The organism is Xanthomonas sp. JAI131 (genome assembly GCF_013410075.1).
Classification (GTDB): domain Bacteria; phylum Pseudomonadota; class Gammaproteobacteria; order Xanthomonadales; family Xanthomonadaceae; genus Xanthomonas_A; species Xanthomonas_A bonasiae.
The window spans coordinates 189,155-206,083 of record NZ_JACCCN010000003.1; the positions used below are offsets into that span (position 1 = coordinate 189,155).

General features: G+C 70.1%; 17 protein-coding genes and 1 riboswitch. Of the genes, 2 read left to right on the forward strand and 15 right to left on the reverse strand.

Translation table 11 applies throughout. From position 1 onward, the window contains the following. Positions 1 to 8: 8 nt before the first annotated feature. The 9 genes from kdpA to HDC36_RS13925 form a co-directional block, all read right to left on the reverse strand. A complete protein-coding gene (gene kdpA / locus HDC36_RS13885) occupies positions 9 to 1,730 on the reverse strand; it encodes a potassium-transporting ATPase subunit KdpA (RefSeq protein ID WP_179568421.1) in 1,722 nt (573 codons plus the stop codon). A gap of 16 nt (positions 1,731 to 1,746) precedes the next feature. Beyond that, positions 1,747 to 1,839, reverse strand: coding sequence for a potassium-transporting ATPase subunit F (locus tag HDC36_RS13890; RefSeq protein ID WP_046977662.1), 93 nt, complete (start codon positions 1,837 to 1,839; stop codon positions 1,747 to 1,749). Positions 1,840 to 1,857: 18 nt separating this feature from the next. Continuing rightward, a complete protein-coding gene (locus HDC36_RS13895; RefSeq protein ID WP_179568423.1) occupies positions 1,858 to 2,586 on the reverse strand; it encodes a TorF family putative porin in 729 nt (242 codons plus the stop codon). Between the two features lie 179 nt (positions 2,587 to 2,765). Then, the gene (locus HDC36_RS13900; RefSeq protein ID WP_179568425.1) at positions 2,766 to 4,343 is read right to left on the reverse strand and encodes a CocE/NonD family hydrolase; all 1,578 of its coding nucleotides are present in this window, start codon (positions 4,341 to 4,343) and stop codon (positions 2,766 to 2,768) included. A gap of 328 nt (positions 4,344 to 4,671) precedes the next feature. Next, entirely contained in the window at positions 4,672 to 5,649 is a 978-nt protein-coding gene (thiL, locus tag HDC36_RS13905; RefSeq protein WP_179568427.1) for a thiamine-phosphate kinase, read from the reverse strand. A 120-nt stretch (positions 5,650 to 5,769) separates the two neighbouring features. Continuing rightward, positions 5,770 to 6,246 (reverse strand): transcription antitermination factor NusB, encoded by a 477-nt coding sequence (gene nusB, locus HDC36_RS13910; protein ID WP_179568429.1) that lies wholly within the window; start codon positions 6,244 to 6,246, stop codon positions 5,770 to 5,772. After that, positions 6,243 to 6,710 carry a 6,7-dimethyl-8-ribityllumazine synthase gene (ribH, locus tag HDC36_RS13915; RefSeq protein ID WP_179568431.1) on the reverse strand — a complete coding sequence of 156 codons (468 nt, stop codon included), beginning with the start codon at positions 6,708 to 6,710 and terminating at the stop codon, positions 6,243 to 6,245. The genes nusB and ribH overlap by 4 nt, the downstream gene beginning before the upstream one ends. Before the next feature lie 104 nt (positions 6,711 to 6,814). Continuing rightward, positions 6,815 to 7,951: a 3,4-dihydroxy-2-butanone-4-phosphate synthase gene (gene ribB, locus HDC36_RS13920; protein ID WP_179569399.1), complete on the reverse strand. Its 1,137-nt coding sequence runs from the start codon at positions 7,949 to 7,951 to the stop codon at positions 6,815 to 6,817. Positions 7,952 to 8,056: 105 nt separating this feature from the next. Then, a complete protein-coding gene (locus HDC36_RS13925) occupies positions 8,057 to 8,656 on the reverse strand; it encodes a riboflavin synthase (RefSeq protein WP_179568433.1) in 600 nt (199 codons plus the stop codon). Positions 8,657 to 8,734: 78 nt separating this feature from the next. Further along, a riboswitch (FMN riboswitch) is annotated at positions 8,735 to 8,907 on the reverse strand. 219 nt (positions 8,908 to 9,126) lie between these two features. Between HDC36_RS13925 and HDC36_RS13930 the strand changes: the two genes are divergently transcribed. Further along, positions 9,127 to 9,753: a hypothetical protein gene (locus tag HDC36_RS13930; RefSeq protein ID WP_179568435.1), complete on the forward strand. Its 627-nt coding sequence runs from the start codon at positions 9,127 to 9,129 to the stop codon at positions 9,751 to 9,753. Between the two features lie 123 nt (positions 9,754 to 9,876). On the opposite strand, the gene ribD is transcribed toward HDC36_RS13930, so the two are convergent. The 6 genes from ribD to HDC36_RS13960 all read right to left on the reverse strand — a co-directional run bounded on the left by ribD (position 9,877) and on the right by HDC36_RS13960 (position 15,156). Continuing rightward, positions 9,877 to 10,992, reverse strand: coding sequence for a bifunctional diaminohydroxyphosphoribosylaminopyrimidine deaminase/5-amino-6-(5-phosphoribosylamino)uracil reductase RibD (gene ribD / locus HDC36_RS13935; protein ID WP_179569401.1), 1,116 nt, complete (start codon positions 10,990 to 10,992; stop codon positions 9,877 to 9,879). 26 nt (positions 10,993 to 11,018) lie between these two features. Beyond that, positions 11,019 to 11,510: a GNAT family N-acetyltransferase gene (locus HDC36_RS13940; protein ID WP_179568437.1), complete on the reverse strand. Its 492-nt coding sequence runs from the start codon at positions 11,508 to 11,510 to the stop codon at positions 11,019 to 11,021. A gap of 7 nt (positions 11,511 to 11,517) precedes the next feature. Further along, positions 11,518 to 12,048: a transcriptional regulator NrdR gene (gene nrdR / locus HDC36_RS13945; RefSeq protein WP_009576486.1), complete on the reverse strand. Its 531-nt coding sequence runs from the start codon at positions 12,046 to 12,048 to the stop codon at positions 11,518 to 11,520. A gap of 106 nt (positions 12,049 to 12,154) precedes the next feature. Beyond that, a complete protein-coding gene (glyA, locus tag HDC36_RS13950; RefSeq protein WP_179568439.1) occupies positions 12,155 to 13,408 on the reverse strand; it encodes a serine hydroxymethyltransferase in 1,254 nt (417 codons plus the stop codon). Between the two features lie 123 nt (positions 13,409 to 13,531). Further along, positions 13,532 to 13,987 carry an RcnB family protein gene (locus HDC36_RS13955; RefSeq protein WP_179568441.1) on the reverse strand — a complete coding sequence of 152 codons (456 nt, stop codon included), beginning with the start codon at positions 13,985 to 13,987 and terminating at the stop codon, positions 13,532 to 13,534. 254 nt (positions 13,988 to 14,241) lie between these two features. After that, positions 14,242 to 15,156 carry a helix-turn-helix transcriptional regulator gene (locus HDC36_RS13960; RefSeq protein WP_179568443.1) on the reverse strand — a complete coding sequence of 305 codons (915 nt, stop codon included), beginning with the start codon at positions 15,154 to 15,156 and terminating at the stop codon, positions 14,242 to 14,244. A gap of 134 nt (positions 15,157 to 15,290) precedes the next feature. On the opposite strand from HDC36_RS13960, the gene HDC36_RS13965 reads away from it, so the two are divergent. After that, positions 15,291 to 16,784 (forward strand): MFS transporter, encoded by a 1,494-nt coding sequence (locus HDC36_RS13965; protein ID WP_179568445.1) that lies wholly within the window; start codon positions 15,291 to 15,293, stop codon positions 16,782 to 16,784. Positions 16,785 to 16,929 lie beyond the last annotated feature (145 nt).

Sequence of the window (16,929 nt, forward strand, 5' to 3'; positions counted from 1 at the left end):
TCGTGGTCTCAGTGCGCGGCAAGCGTCAGGTGATCGGCGATCGGGCCCAACACCAGTGCCGGCGTGAATTGCAGAACGGTCAGGACCGCGATGACCGCGATCAGGGTCAGCGCGAAGGTCGGCGTTTCCACCTGCAGGCTGCCGCCGGTTTCCGGCGCCACGCGCTTGCGCGCCATCTGCGCGGCCACGATCAGCGGCACGATCAGCGCCGGATAGCGGCCCAGGATCAGCACCAGGGTGCAGGTCAGGTTCCACCACGGAATGCCGTCGCCGAGGCCTTCGAAACCGGAGCCGTTGTTGGCGAAGGCCGAGGTGTACTCGTAGAACACCTGGCTGATGCCGTGGAAGCCGGGATTGGAGGTGGCGGTGATCGCCGCCGGCATGGCCAGGGTCAACGCAGTGAAGCCGAGCAGCACCAGCGGCTGCAGCAGGATCAGCAAGGCCAGCAGGCGCACTTCGCCGGCCTCGATCTTGCGCCCGAACAGTTCCGGCGTGCGCCCGGTCATCAGCCCGGCCAGGAACACGCTGAGCAGCAGGTACACCAGAAATTGCTGCAGGCCGCAGCCGATGCCGCCCCAGATCGCGTTGACCAGCATGTTGACCATGGCCACGCCGCCGGTCAGCGGCGCCAGCGAATCGTGCATCGCATTGACCGAGCCGTTGGAGGTCTGCGTGGTCAGCGACGACCACGCCGCCGAGGCATCGGCGCCGAAGCGCACTTCCTTGCCTTCCATCAGTGCCACGCTGGCGGTACTGGCCGAATGGCCTTCGGACCACACCGACACCGCGGTGGAGGCCAGCGACATCGCCAGCATGCTGCCGAACACCAGCACGGTGAATTTGCGGCGCCCGGTGAACGGGCCGACCATGAACGCGATCGCCACCGGGATCAGCACGATCGCCAGCATCTCCAGCAGATTGGAGAACGGGGTCGGATTCTCCAGCGCCATCGCGCTGTTCGGGCCGTACCAGCCGCCGCCGTTGGTGCCGAGCTGCTTGATCGCCACCATCGCCGCGACCGGGCCGAGCGGGATCTTCTGCGCGGCCATGCCGGCGCTGGCGTCCAGCGGCGTCGCGGTGGGGCCGGCGGCCAGCGTGGACGGCACGCCCTGCTGGGTCAGCAGCACGGTCCACAGCAGGCACAGCGGCAGCAGGAAGCGCAGCGTCGGCCGGATCACGTCGGCCCAGTAGTTGCCGACGTCGGCTTCGTCGACGCTGAGCGTCGCCTGCTGGGTCCCAGCGTTCGCGGCGGCCGCTCGCCCACCGAACAGCGCACGCAAGGTCGCCACCACCAGCGCCAGGCCCATCATCGGCGTGATGAACTGCAAACCGACCACGCCCACCGCCTGCGACAGATACGACAGCTGCGCCTGGCCCGAGTAGTGCTGCTGATTGGTATTGGTCAGGAACGAGACCATGGTGTGCAGCGCCACGTCCCAGCGCATGTTCGGCACCGCATCGGGATTGAGCGGCAACCACGCCTGGGTCACGAACAGGGCGAACACCAGCGCGCCCAGCACCAGGTTGCTGGCCAGGAACGCGCCGGCATAGCCGCGCCAGTTCATGCCGCGCGCCGGATCGGTGCCGAGCAGGCGGTACAGCGGGCGTTCGACCCAGCCGAACAGCGTGTCGCCGCGCATCGGCGCCCCGCGCATCACCTTGGCCAGGTACAGGCCCAGCGGCCAACCCAGCAGCAGCGCGAGCGCATAGACAAGCAATGTATCGATCATGGCAGTAGCACTCGGCTCAGAAATCTTCGGGACGCAAAATCACGTACAACAGGTAGCCGGCGGCGACGATCACCGCCACGCCGCAGATCAGCGATAGCCAGGTCGGCATGTCATCTCTCCTCAGGACTCAAAAGGTGGCTTGCAGCGCGGCTTCGACCCGCGTGCCGGCCATGTCGGGGAACAGCCGCTCGGCGGCGCGGTCGGTGTCGTGCGCGGTCAGCCGCAGCTCCAGCCCCGGTCCGCCCTGGCGAATGCCGGGCAGAGTGAACACGGCGCTGACCAGCCCATGCGTGTAGCTATCCGCGTAGCTGCGGGCGAGCCAGTAATGGCCCACCGCCGCCTCGACGCGGAAGCGCTCGTTGAACGGGTAGCGCGCGCCGAGCTGCGCGTAGGTGCCGGTGGTGTCGCTGGCCAGCGCATCGTCGGACCAGCCCAGTTGCGCCCACACGCGCTGCTTCCAGGTCACGGTGGCGCCCAGCTCGGTCCAGTTCAGTGCGGCGGCCGAGGGGTATTGGTAGCGGGTCAGGTTCGCGTCCCAGGCCCAGTCCGGCGTCCACTGGCCGCGCCAGCCGAGCACGCCGTCGACTTCGGTGCTGGCATGCGGGGTGCTGTCGAACTTGATCGACGAGGCCCACAGCGACGCGTACGCGCCGTTGTCGGCGGCCAGCGCCAGACCGGCCTGCACGGCAGGATCGGCGTCGCTCTGGGTGCTGCCGCGCCAGACGTAGTCGCTGGTAAGCGTGGCATTGCCGCTGACGCTGGCGGCGTTGGCCGCTGCGCTGCCGGCAAGGAAAAAAAGCGCAAGCGCGCCGCGCGACAGGAGTCGGCGGGCGGCACAGGAAAGCGGGGAACGCATGACGTCGGATCCAGGGCGGAACCATTCCGCCGACCTGGTCATGTTCGGGCGCGGGGCCGTAAAGTCGCTATCGGCCGATACCGGCGGCCGCGTAAATTCCGCGTAATTTCCGCGGCCGTGCGGCTACGGCAAGACGCGGGAAAGGCCGGCATTGCGCCGGCCTTTCCGTCAAACGCAGGTCAGTGCAGCGGCACGCTCAGGCTCGACGGCGCGGCCGCCGGCGAACTGAAGCTGACGCTGCCGCCGAAGCGGCTGGCCGAGGTATAGCGCGGATCGGTGGTGTCCACCACCAGCACCAGGCGGTTGCCGGCCGGGATATCGACCGCGGTCGCCTGCAACGGCAGGTCGATCGTGGTCGCCACGCCCGGGGTCGCGTTGCGCAGCGAGTACGGCGCGTGGCTCAGCAATTGCGCCACGCCGAGCCCGTTCATGCTGTACAGGTAGGCGAACAGCGACACGTTGGCCTGGCTCGGGGTCACCGTCACCCGCAGCGACGGGCTGCCGGCCAGGCGCTTGGCGCTGGTGTACACCGGCCCGCTCCATACCGCCGCGCCGTTGCGGTCCACCAGCGGGATCGAGGTGGTGACCGGCTGGCCCAGGCCCTGCAGCAGGCCGCTGACCAGCAGCACGCCCGAATCGGCCAGGGTCGGTACGCCGGTGGCGATGCCCTTGCTCCAACCGGTGCTGGTGCCGGTGCTCAGCGCACCGGTCGCGATCAGGCCGCTCGGGCGGGTCAGGCCATAGCGGGTCGCGCCGGCCTGCACGCTGTTCCAATCGGCGTAGCGCAGCCAGGTGCCGTCGAGCGTGGCCAGCTGCACCGGCTGCTCGCTGTCCACGCCGTTGGCCTGGCCCTTGAGGTAGTGGTCGAACCAGCGGGTGGTTTCCGTGTACACCTCGTTCGGCAGGCCGAGCGCGCCCGGCAGTTCGGCCGTGGCGTGATCGCCCTGGCTGAACATCAGGTGCTTGGGCACGCTCAGGCGGTTGTACAGGTCGATGTACTGGTTCGGCGGGAACAGGCCGTCGTTGAACGCATTGGCCATCAGCACCGCAGGGCCGTTGCGGTTGAGCGCCTGCACTTCGTTGATCACGCTGCGCTCGCCCGCCTTGGGCAGGAAGCCCTGCACCGCGCCGTCGTAGTCGCCGACCGCGACCCGCGCGCTGATCTGCGCCAGATCCGGCCCGGGCCGGCCGGTGATCGCGCCGGAGGCCACCAGCAGGGCGACGCCCTGTTCGCTGACCGTGGCGTTCGCGTACAGCGAGGCCTGCAGGTCGGCCCAGCCGCTGAGCGCGGCCACCGCCTTGATCCGCGGATCGCGCGCGGCGGCGAGCAGGCTGGTGCCGGCGCCGTAGGAAATGCCGGACACGCCGATCGCCTTGGCATTGGCCGGGGTATTGGCCAGCGCCCAGTCGATCACCGTGCTGACGTCTTCCACCGTCGGCGCCCCGGCGATGTCGATCACGCCCGCCGAATCCCAGAACCCGCGCGAGGTGTAGCTGACCACCACGTAGCCGTTGCTGGCCAGCTCGCTGGCGCGGCCCACGTATTCCAGGTTGGGCAGCGACCAGCTGGCCGGCATCACCACCAGCGGGAACGGCCCGGTCCCCTGCCCCTGCGGCACCAGCACCAGTGCGCCGAGCTTGGTGCCGTCCCAACTGGAAATGGTCTGGTACTGCTTGCTGAAACCTCCGGCGGACGCGGCGGCGGAGAACAACAGCATCGCGCACAGGGCGATGCAGCGGGACACGGACATACGCATGTACTGCCTCCCAAACGGCGCCGGGTCGGAATGGCCCAGCTGCCAGAAACGGTTACGGGTGCGCGACGTGGGGATCGGACGTCGCGACCATACCAGCCGGTACGGACAACTTCACGCCGCAGTGCGGCACGGTATGGTGGGGCTCTTGTGGCCGCCCAGCAGGTCCATCTGTGGTCCACCGTCTCTGCTTCGGCCGGACCCTCATCCGCCCCTGCGGGGCACCTTCTCCCGACGGGTGAAGGGAACAGCCGCGGCGTGCTTTAGCCCCTCTCCCACCGGGAGAGGGGTTGGGGTGAGGGTACGGCGCGAAGCGACTCGCGGACTTCCGCTAACCGGCGAAAAAATGCTCGTAGCCGCGCCGCGGCGGCTGCCACGGCTGACCGTCCGCGTCGCGCACGACGATGCCGCCGCCGGCGACGATGCGCCCGATCGGCGTCGCCTGTTCGCCGATCGCCTGCAATGCCTGCACGATCGCCGCGCGTTGCGCCGGCGCGGCGGTGAAGCACAGCTCGTAGTCGTCGCCGCCGCCCAGTTGCCAGGCGTGCACCTGCGCGGCGCTCGCCTCCGCCGGCGCGGCGACCACCGGCAACGCGGCCAGCCACAGTTCGGCGCCGACGCCGCTGCGCGCGCAGATGTGGTCCAGGTCGGCCAGCAGGCCGTCGGAAATGTCCACGCAGGCGTGCGCCAGGCCGCGCAGGCGCCGCCCGGCCTGCACCCGCGGCGACGGCCGCAGCAGGCGCTGGCGCAGATGCTCGTGGACGGGATCGGCGGCGGCACGGGCCACATCCAGCCGCCCGGCCTGCCACAGCGCCAACGCCGCGGCAGCCTCGCCCGGACGGCCGCTGACCCAGATCTCGTCGCCCGGCTGGGCGCCGTCGCGGCGCAGCGCCGCGCCGGGCGCCACGCTGCCGATCGCGGTGACCGACAGCGACAGCGGCCCGCGCGTGGTGTCGCCGCCGGCCAGCACGATGCCGTGCGCATCGGCCAGCGCGAAGAAGCCGTCGGTGAAGGCGTCGATCCAGCGCGCATCCTCGTGCGGCAACGACAGCGACAGCGTGCACCAGCGCGGCTGCGCGCCCATCGCAGCGAGGTCGGACAGGTTCACCGCCAACGTCTTCCAACCGATGTCGGCAGGCGCGGTCTCAAGCGGAAAGTGCACGCCGGCGTTGAGCGTATCGGTGGTGATCGCCAGCTGCTCGCCCGGCGGCGGCTGCAGCAGCGCCGCATCGTCGCCGATGCCCAACGGCACGTCCGCGTGCGTCCCGATCCGGGCACGCAGGCGATCGATCAGATCGAATTCAGGCATTTTGGGAGCCGGGATTGGGGATTCGGCATTGGGGATTGGCAACAGCCAGGCCACAGCCGTGGCTCGGGAGGGAATGCAGCGCCTGCGAATCCCCAATCCCAAATGCCCAATCCCGCGCCGTTAGGCGCCCGCGCCACCCGACTCCACCGTGCGCCATTCCAGCGCGGCGCGGTCGAGCACGCCGTTGACGTAGGTGTGGCCGTGTTCGGAGCCGAAACGCTTGGCGGTCTCGATGGCTTCGTTGATCACCACGCGGTACGGCACGTCGTGGCGGTGCAGCAGTTCGTAGGCGGCCAGGCGCAGCACCGCGCGCTCGATCGCGTCCACTTCCTCGACGGTACGGTCCAGGTAGCCGACCAGCGCCGCGTCCAGTTCGGCGCGGTGCTTGAGCACGCCTTCGACCAGGTTCTCGAAGTAGACCAGGTCGGCGATCTCGTGCGCCTGCTCGTGCGCGAACTGCGCGATCACGTGCTGCGCGGTGCCGCCGGCGATCTGCCAGGCGTAGATCGCCTGCAGCGCACGCCGGCGCGCGCGCGAACGCAGCACCGGATCGACGCCGTCGCGGCGGACATGCTTGTGGCCAGCGGGCTTGTTCATGGCAGCAGCTCCAGGAGATTGACCATTTCCAGCGCGGTCAGCGCCGCTTCCTCGCCCTTGTTGCCATGGCTGCCGCCGGCGCGCGCCTCGGCGTCCTCGACCTGCTCCACCGCCAGCACGCCGTTGAGCACCGGGATGCGGAAGTCCAGCGACACCCGCAGCAGGCCTTCGGCGCAGCCATCGGCCACGTGTTCGTAGTGGCGGGTGTCGCCGCGGATCACGCAACCCAGCGCGATGATCGCCGCGTGCTGGCCGGCGGCGGCCAGGCGCGCGGCGGCCAGCGGCAGTTCCCACGCGCCGGGCACGCGGATCACGTCCACCGCGTCGTCGGCGATGCCGTTGCCGGACAGGCTCGCGCGCGCGCCGGCGACCAACACGTCGGTGATGCGCGCGTTCCAGCGGCTGGCGATGATCGCGAAACGGGCCGCTTCGGGAGCGCGGAGGTCGCCTTCGTAGTGGGTCATGGCGGTGGCAGGTTCAGTGGGTGGGAGAGTTTAGCAGGCGGCGTGTTCCGGGCTCGGGCCCCGGAAGCGCTTGCAACGCCGATAGCGAAGCCGCGTAAGGGGAATCAGCCTTTCCCGACTCCCGACTCCCGACTCCCCAATCCCGGCTCCAACTCCACATGCTCCACCACCTCCAGCCCGAACCCGGCCAGGCCGACCTGCCGGCGCGGCGTGCCCAGCACGCGCAGCTTGCCCAGGCCCAGGTCGGCCAGGATCTGGCTGCCGGCGCCATTGCGCCGCCACTGCCCCACGTCCTTGCTGTTGGCGGCCACGTCGGGCTGCTTGCGCAGCCGCGCCAGCAGCGCCTGGCTGTCGCGCGGCGCCGACAGCACCACCATGACCCCGCTGTCGGCCGCGGCGATCGCGCGCAGCGCGTCGCTGGCGGCCACGCCGAAATCGTCGCGGCGCCAGTGCAGCAGGTCGGCCAGCGGGTTCTCCACCTGCACCCGCACCAGGGTCGGCGTTTCGGCGTCGGGAGTGCCGCGGACCAGCGCGAAATGCAGGTCGTGGGCGATGCGGTCGCGGTAGGTGACCAGGGAGAAGCTGCCGAACTCGGTCTCGATGGGGCGCTCGTCGATGCGCTCGACGGTGTGCTCGGTGGCCAGGCGGTAGGCGATCAGGTCGGCGATCGAGCCCATCTTCAGCCCATGCAGGCGCGCGAACTCCTCCAACTGCGGGCGCCGCGCCATGCTGCCGTCGGGATTGAGCACTTCCACCAGCACCCCGGCCGGTTCCAGCCCCGCCAGCAGCGGCAGGTCGCCGGCCGCCTCGGTGTGGCCGGCGCGGGTCAGCACGCCGCCGGGCTGGGCGATCAGCGGGAAGATGTGGCCCGGCTGGCTCAGGTCGTGCGGCTTGGCGTCGGGTTTGACCGCGGTGCGCACGGTATGCGCGCGGTCGTAGGCCGAAATGCCGGTGGTCACGCCCTCGGCGGCCTCGATGCTGACGGTGAAGTTGGTGTGGAACTGCGCGGTGTTGTGCTGGACCATCGGCGCCAGCCCGAGCTGCGCGCAGCGCTCGCGGGTCAGCGACAGGCACACCAGGCCGCGCGCATGGGTGACCATGAAATTGATGTCCGAGGGCTTGACCAGCTCGGCGGCCATGATCAGGTCGCCCTCGTTCTCGCGGTCCTCGTCGTCGACGATGACCACCATGCGGCCGGCGCGGATTTCCTCCAGCAGCTCGGGGACGGGGGCGAAGTTCAGGCTAGGGGCGGTGGATGGCGACATGAGGGACTCGCAGAAGACGGAAAGCGCCGCGCGCCGCCGCGGGCAGCGGCGACGGCACGGCAGACGACGGGTAGGCGCAGGTCAGTCCTGGCGGCCGTGCAGCAGGCGTTCGACGTAGCGCGCGACCAGGTCGATTTCCAGGTTCACCGCCGATCCCACCGCGGTGTGCGCGAACGCGGTGTGCGCCACCGTGTGCGGGATCAGCGCCACCTCGAAGCCGGCATCGTCCACTTCGTTGACGGTCAGGCTGACCCCGTCCACGCAGATCGAGCCCTTCTTGGCGATATAGCGCAGCAGCGCCGGCGGCGCGGCGAAGCGCCAGCGTTGCGCGCGCGCATCCTCGTGGATCGACAGCACGCTGCCGAGGCCATCGACATGGCCGCTGACCAGATGCCCGCCGAGCCGGTCGGTCGGACGCATCGCCCGCTCCAGGTTCAGCGCCGCGCCTTCGGCGAGCGCGCCGAGCGTGGTCAAGGACAGGGTTTCGGTGGACGCATCGGCCTGGAACGACGCCGCGTCGAAGGCGACGACGGTCAGGCACACGCCGTTGACCGCAATGCTCTCGCCGAGCTGCACGTCGGCGAACGGCAGGCTGCCGGTGGAAAAGGTGAAGCGGATATCGCCGCCCTGCGGCTGGCGCGCGGCCAGGCGGCCGACGCCTTCGATGATTCCGGTGAACATAAACGTTTCTCGCAAGCATGGTGAGCGAAAAACGCCACAAGGCAAACAGGCACGCGCACAGCCGCAAGGCTGCGCGAAGGCCGTCTTCTTTCATCCGGACTATACCGTCGGCTCCGGCATCGGACCGGATCTGCTGACCTTGCGCCCACGAACCGCACCTGCGTGCCGGTCCGACGACCCAAGCGCTCGCGGGCTCGTGCGCGAACGCACCTACCGCCGGTGGGGAATCGCACCCCGCCCTGAAGACGTTTGTGGTTGCCGGCGAACCGGCTCGCGCATTCTAGCAGGGGTGTTCGGCGCGACGAGCGTCCATCCCTGCAATGCCGATAGGACGCTGCATCGCGTCGGGAAATCCCTGATGGCCTGTCTTGTGAAAAATCGGTTAAGGTGCGCGCCGCGACGGGAGACGTCGCTTTTTTTGCCTCGCAACGAGGCAAAGACACGGACATCAATTCGGAGAGAAGCACTCAATGCGCAACACCCTGATTCTTGCTGCCATGCTGGCGGCCGCCCCGTTCGCCGCTCACGCCGAAGGCCTGAGCTATACCTATGTCGAAGCTGGCTACTCGCGCCTGGATCCGAAGTCGGACGATCTCGATGGCGCCTACGTCCGCGGTTCGTTCGCCATCGCCCCGCAGGTTTTCGTTTTCGGCGGCTACACCCGCGTCACCGACACCCAGCGCTACTCGATTTTCGGCGATGGCAGCAACGACTTGAACGAAAAGTACATCAGCAGCGATGCCGAGATCGGCATCGGTTACCACATGGAACTCACCGAGAAGCTGGACTTCGTGACCGATGCTGCGTTCCAGCGCAGCGAAGCGGAAATCAAGTCGAACTTCCTCGGCGACCGACAGACGGTAAAGGGCCACGCCAACATCGGCCAGGTCACCGCTGGCGTTCGCGGCAAGCCGTCGGCACGCACCGAAGCCTGGATCAAGGGCGGTTATTTCGACAGCAATGCGCTGGACGAGGGCAAGTTCCTCGGCGTGCTTGGCGGCCAGGTCAACTTCACTCGCACCTGGGGCCTGGTCGCCGAATTCCAGTTCGTCGAGCACAGCAACCAGGGCTGGCTGGGCGTCCGCGCAAGCTTCTGATCGCTGCGCAAGCATCACCTGGAAAGGTCCCGCACGGGACCTTTCTTTTTGGCGCGCGACCGGCCATCTGCGACGCAACGTCGGTCGCTCGAAACGCGGAGCCGCCGCGACCACACGCTGCTTTCAGGCGTCCGTCGCCGCCGGCCGCAGCAGCAGGCGCAGGTCGTCGCCGACCTGGCGCGTCTCCAGCAGCTGCAGCGGCACGCGCTGCGCCATCGTGTCGATGCCCAGCCCGGCCAGCAGCGGGCGCGCGGCGTCGCCGAGCAGCAGCGGTGCCAGGTACAGCAGCAGCTCGTCGACCAGGCCGGCGCGCAGCAGCGCACCGCTCAGGGTCGCGCCGGCCTCGACCTGCACCTCGTTGATGCCGCGCGCGGCGAGCAACTGCAGCACCGCGCCCAGATCGAAGCGGCCGGCCTGCAGCGCGACCGCGGCGAACTCGACCCCGGGCAGCGATGGCGGCGCCACGCCCGGCGCATGCAGGTACAGGGTCGGCGCCGCGGAGTCGCGTACCTTGGCCTGCTGCAGCGTGCGCAGCTGCGCATCCAGCACCACGCGCAGCGGCGGCACGACCTCGGCGCCATCGTCCAGGCGCACGCTCAGCGACGGGTCGTCGGCCAGCACGGTGCCGGCGCCGGTGAGAATGGCCCCGGCGCGCGCGCGCCAATGCTGCACGTCCTGGCGCGCGGCCGCGCCGGTGATCCATTTCGATTCGCCGCTGGCCAGCGCGGTGCGCCCGTCCAGGCTGGCGCCGAGCTTGACCCGCAGCCACGGCCGGGCGCGTTCCACCCGCGACAGGAAGCCGCGATTCAGCGCGCGCGCCTGCGCTTCCATCAGCCCGAAGCGAACCTCGACGCCGGCCTCGCGCAGCAGCGCGAAACCGCCGCCGTTGACCTGCGGAAACGGATCGGCCATCGCCGCCACCACCCGCGTCACCCCGGCTTCGATCAGCGCCAGCGCGCACGGCGGGGTGCGCCCGTAGTGCGCGCACGGTTCCAGGGTCACGTAGGCGGTGGCGCCGCGCGCGCCCGCGCCGGCGGCGCGCAGCGCGAACACCTCGGCATGCGGGCCGCCGGCGCGCTGGTGGAAGCCCTCGCCCACCACGGCGCCGTCGCGCACGATCACGCAGCCGACCATCGGGTTGGGACGCGTGGTGTAGGCGCCGCGCTCGGCCAGGCGCAGCGCCTGCGCCATGTGCCGATGATCGTCGGCGGAGAAATCGCTCATGACGTTCGCGCTCATGACGTTCGCGCTCACGACGTCCGCGCTCATGCGGTCTGCGCCGGTGCCGCCAACGCGCCGGCGTCGATGCGCATCACCGTCACCTGCAGCGGGCCCAGCGGCAGCTGCACATGCGGCTGCCAGCCCAGGCCTTCGTAGTACGGCACCAGCCGCGGTTCGCAATACAGATACAGATACCCCACCTGCAGCCGCGCCGCGGCCTGCACGCAATGCGCGACCAGCCGCGCGCCGACGCCGCCGCTGCGTGCCTGCGGGCGCACGTACAGCGTCGCCAGCCACGGCGAGAACTGGCGGATGCGCGCGTCGTCGTTCTGCAGCAGGCTGACCGAACCGAGCCAGTCGTCGCCCTCGAGCGCGATCCAGCTGGTCGGGATGCGGCTGTCGCAGCGATGGCTACGCAGGTCGGCCTCGGCCTCGACCACGTTCCACTCCGGCAGCATGTCGCCGAAGGCCTGCAGGTGTTCGCGGGCCAGCGCCGGAATGTGCTGCGGCGCCTCGGCCAGGCAGACGATGCGCATGCCGCCCTCAGCGCTTGCCGGACTTGTCGCCCGGCTTGTCGGCGCGGACCAGCTCCAGCAGCGGCAACTGCTCGCTGCCCACCGGCAGCTCGCGCTCGAGCTTCTCGATCTCCTCGCGGAAATCGGCCACGTCCTGGAAGCTGCGGTAGACCGAGGCGAAACGCACGTAGCCGACGTGGTCGAGCTTGCGCAGCTCGGCCATCACGTACTCGCCGACGCGGATCGACGGCAATTCGCGCTCGCCGGACATGCGCAGCTGGTGCACCACCGCACGCACCGCCGCCTCGATCTGCTCCTCGGCCACCGGCCGTTTCTGCAGCGCGCGATCGAAGCTGGTGCGCAGCTTGCGCGCATCGAAGGCCTCGCGGCCACCGTCGCTCTTGATCACCGTCGGCAGTTTCAGCTCGATCGTCTCCAGCGTGCTGAACCGTTCGCCGCACGCCTCGCACTCGCGGCGGCGACGGATCGTCGCGCCGTCCTCGGACACCCGCGAATCGATCACGCGGGTGTCGGTGTGCTGGCAGAAGGGGCAGTGCATTCAGAGTGCCGGGATTGGGGATTGGAGATTGGGGATTCGGGAACGCGCGGGTCCACGGGAACGGCCGTTGGCCAATCCCGAATCCCCAATCCCGAATCCCCGCCGCTCAGCCATACACCGGATACTTCCTGCACTGCGCGGTCACCGCGTCGCGCACGCGGGCGATGACCGCGGCGTCGGCCGGGGCGTCGAGCACGTCGGCGATCCAGTTGGCCAGGTCGATGCTGTCCTGCTCCAGGTAGCCGCGGGTGGTGATGGCCGGGGTGCCCAGGCGCAGGCCCGAGGTCACGAACGGCGAGCGCGGGTCGTTGGGCACCGAGTTCTTGTTGACGGTGATGTGGGCCTTGCCCAGCGCCGCTTCCGCATCCTTGCCGGACACGTCCTTGCCGATCATGTCGACCAGCATCAGGTGGTTCTCGGTGCCACCGGAGACGATCTTGTAGCCGCGCGCGATCAGGGTGTTGGCCATCGCCTGCGCGTTCTTCACCACCTGCTGCTGATAGTCCTTGAACTCCGGCTCCAGCGCTTCCTTGAACGCCACCGCCTTGGCCGCGATCACGTGCATCAGCGGACCGCCCTGGATGCCCGGGAACACGATCGACTGCAGCTTCTTGACCAGGTCCTCGCTCGCGCCCTTGGCCAGGATGATGCCGCCGCGCGGGCCGCGCAGGGTCTTGTGGGTGGTCGAGGTGACCACGTGCGCATGCTCCAGCGGGCTCGGATACACGCCGGCGGCGACCAGGCCGGCGACGTGCGCCATGTCCACGAACAGCACCGCGCCGACCTTGTCGGCGATGGCACGGAAGCGCGCCCAGTCGATCTTCTGCGAATACGCGGAGAAGCCGGCCACGACCATCTTCGGCGTGTGCTCCAGCGCCAGCCGCTCGACTTCGTCGTAGTCGATCAGGCCCTGCTCGTTCACGCCGTACTGCACCGCGTTGAACAGCTTGCCGGAGACGTTGACCTTGGCGCCGTGGGTCAGGTGGCCGCCGTGGGCCAGCGACATGCCCAGGATGGTGTCGCCGGGCTGCAGCAGCGCCAGGTACACCGCCTGGTTGGCCTGCGAACCCGAATGCGGCTGCACGTTCGCGTAGTCGGCGCCGAACAATTGCTTGACCCGGTCGATCGCCAGCTGCTCGGCGATGTCGACGAATTCGCAGCCGCCGTAGTAGCGCTTGCCCGGGTAGCCCTCGGCGTACTTGTTGGTCAGTTGGCTGCCCTGGGCTTCCATCACCAGCGGGCTGCAGTAGTTCTCGCTGGCGATCAGCTCGACATGGTCTTCCTGGCGGCCGGCTTCGGCGGCGATGGCCTGGGCCAGTTCGGGATCGTAGGTTTCGATGCGGGCGGCACGCGGGAACATCGGGTCTCCAGGGGCATGGACAAAAGGCAGACCGCTAGTTTAAGCCCCGCGCAGGGCCGGCGGCGAACCAAAACGACGACGGCCTCCCGAAGGAGGCCGTCGTGGCGTGCCGTGCGGCCAGGATCAGCGGCCGTTGAGCACCAGGTCGGCGATGATGCCGCTGGCGATGGCGACCATCAGCAGGTTGCCGCGGTCGTCGCGCACCCAGCGGTAGCCGTACGGCGGGCGCCGCACCTGGTAGCGGTCGTAGTCGTAGACCACGTAGTTGGGACCGTAGTAGCGCTGGCCGCGCGCCCACGGCGGCGGACCCGGACGGTAGTAGACGACGTCCGGACGGCTGCGATACCCGTCGCGATAGCCCTGGCTGTAGTAGCGGCGGTCGTCGTGGCGTTCGCGTTCGCGCCAGTAGCGATCGCGGTCGCGGTCGCGCCGGTCGTAGTCGCGCCGGTCGTGATCGCGGTCGTGCCAGCCGCGCGGATCGCGGTCGTCCCAGCCGTCGCGGGCGAATGCGGCGGGCGCCATGAAACCCAGCGCCAGCAGGGACGAAAGGGCAAGGGTGGCAATGCGTTTGATGTTCATGGCTGCTCCGTCACTTTTGGTGTCACGACTGCATTAATGCGCTTGTCGTCTGAACCGCTTCCTGCTGGAACCGGTTACGTATTCAGCTTTCCCGAAACGGGTAAGCGCGCATTACGTTTCGGCCCTCTTTTTCCTGTCCACAGCGGCGTTTCGACGTGATCGGCGCCACCGGCGCGGGCCTGTCCGCCGCAACCCGGCACGCAGCCGCCACCTGCGCCGTCCAAGGCCCCTGGTCCCGGACTGCGCGCCTGCGCTCAATGGCGATGGGCCGGCGCGGCGACCTCGGCCGACTGCGCATGCAGTTGCAGCAGCGCGACCCGCGCCGCCTCGTCGGCAGGCAGGTACACCACCAGCCGATTGCCGTTGCGCGGCGCCGACCACCAGTTGACCTGCTGCAGGTGCAGTTCGCCCGCCTGCGGGTGGTGGAAGCGCTTGAGCTGGTTTTCCACTCCGCGCACCTCGCACCGCTGCTGCCACAAGGCGTCGAACTCGGGCGAGGCGGCGCGGTAGCGCGCCAGCAGGCGCTCCCAGGCCGGCTCGCCCAGGTGCTCGCCCATGGCGGCGCGCAACAGCGCCACCATGTGCTGCAGGACGTTGTCCCGATCGACCAGGCGCGCGCGCCAGTGCGGGTTGGTGAACGCCTGGTAGACGCAGTTGCGGTCGGCGTCCGGCAGATCCGCCAGGGTCACCCCCATCAGTCGCTCGAAGGCCGGATTGGCGCCGAGGATGTCGAAGCGCGGACTCTGCAGCATCGCCGGCCAGGGGCCGAGCTGGTCGAGCAGCATGCGCCCGGTGTCGGTCAACTGCTCGCACAGCGGCTGCAGCCGGAGCGCCGCATCGCCCAATCCGGCCAGCGCCAGCACGTGACCGGTTTCCACCTCCGAGCACTGCAAGGCGCCGGCGATGGCGGTCAGCACGCGTGCGGAGGCGCGCACCGGCCGTCCCTGTTCGAGCCAGGTGTACCAGGTGACGCCGACGTCGGCGAGCGCGGCCACCTCCTCGCGGCGCAGGCCCGGCGTGCGGCGCCTGCCGGCACGCGGAAGGCCCAGCCGCGCCGGATCCAGGCTCTCGCGGCGCGCCCGCAGGAAGGCGCCGAGCGCGCGCGCGCGTTCGGCCGCCAGCGCAGCACCGTGCGCGGCAGCGGCGCCACCGCCCGCCGCGTCGGTCATGGGATTCACCCGATCACTCAACATCTTGCTGTTCTCCCTGTTCCACCGCAGCGATCCCAGCCTCAGGCAGGAAGCGCCAATACCAGGATAAATAACTACTTGTACCAGTTTAATCGGTCCGGATACTGCCCGCCATGACCACCTCCTCCGCTCCCGCCACCACGCCCCATTCCCTCGATCGCCTCGACCGGCAGCCGCCTGCATGCGCCTGCCCCAGCGCCTCGCCGCCGACGCTGGGCGCCTGGGGCCTGGCGATCCTGCTGCTCGGGCAGATGCTGCCGCTGATCGACTTTTCCATCATCAACGTCGCCCTGGGTTCCATCGCCCACACGCTGCACGCCTCGGCGACGGCGCTGGAACTGATCGTGGCGGTGTACGGCGTGGCGTTCGCGGTGGGCCTGGCCGCGGGCGGGCGGCTGGGCGACAACCTGGGCCGGCGCCGGGTGTTCGCCGCCGGCGTGCTGCTGTTCGCGGTGGCCTCGCTGCTGTGCGGACTGGCCGGGTCGGTGCCCGCCCTGCTCGCCGGCCGCGTGCTGCAGGGCCTGGGCGCGGCGCTGGCGGTGCCGCAGATCCTCGCCACCATCCACGTCAGCCTGCGCGGCGCGGCGCATGCGCGGGCGCTGGCGCTGTACGGCTCGCTGGGCGGAATCGCCTTCGTCATCGGCCAGGTGCTGGGCGGCACCCTGGTCACGGCCGACATCGCCGGTTCCGGCTGGCGCGCCATCTTCCTGATCAACCTGCCGTTCTGCGTGCTGGCGCTGGCGGGCCTGCGCGCGGTGCCGGAGACGCGCGCGGCGCGGCGGATGCCGCCCGACCTGGCCGGCGCCGGGTTGCTGGGGCTGTTCCTGGCCTGCCTGCTGCTGCCGCTGGCGCTCGGCCCCACGCTGCATTGGTCGGCGCCGTGCCTGGCGGTGCTGGCCGCGAGCGTGCCGTTGCTGGCGGCGCTGGCCCGCACCGAAGCCTGGCAGCAGCGCCGTGGCCGCGTGCCGCTGCTGCCGCCGGCGCTGCTGCGCCTGCCCAGCGTGCGCTTCGCGCTGCTGCTGGGCGGGGTGTTCTTCGCCTGCTGGAGCGGCTTCATGTTCGTGCTCGCGCTGACCTTGCAGTCCGGCGCCGGGCTGTCGCCGCTGCAGTCGGGCAATGCCTTCATCGTGCTCGGCGCGGCGTACTTCTGCTCGGCGCTGGTCAGCGCGCGCGGGGTGGCCCGGTTCGGGCTGCTGCCGACGCTGCTGCTGGGCTGCATGGTGCAGATGCTGGGCCTGCTCGCGCTGGCGTGGACCTTGCACGCGGTGTGGCCGCATCCCGGCTGGCGCGCGCTGGCGCCGGCGACCGCGCTGATCGGCGCCGGACAGGCGTGGATCGTGGCCTGCTTCTACCGCATCGGCCTGTCGCAGGTACCGACCGAACATGCGGGTGCGGGCAGCGCCATGCTCTCCACCGTCCTGCAGGCGGCGATGGGCCTGGGCCCGGCGGCGCTGGGCGCGGTCTACGCGCACACGCGCGGCGGCGGCAGCCTGGCGGCGATGCAGGCGGCACTGGGCAGCGAGTGGCTGGCGATGCTGCTGCTGGTGGCGTGCACGCTGGTCTACCGGCAGCGCCAGCGCCGCCAGGTGCAGGCCGCGGCCGCCTGAACCCGACCGCGCCGGTACCGCATCGGTACGCGGCGCATGCGCGCCGGCCGCCGACGTGCCTGCGCCGGTGCCGCTATAATCGCGGACATCCATTTCGCGCCTTCCGGCCCCGGCCGGCGGGCGTCCTGCGCCTTCCGGAGACCCC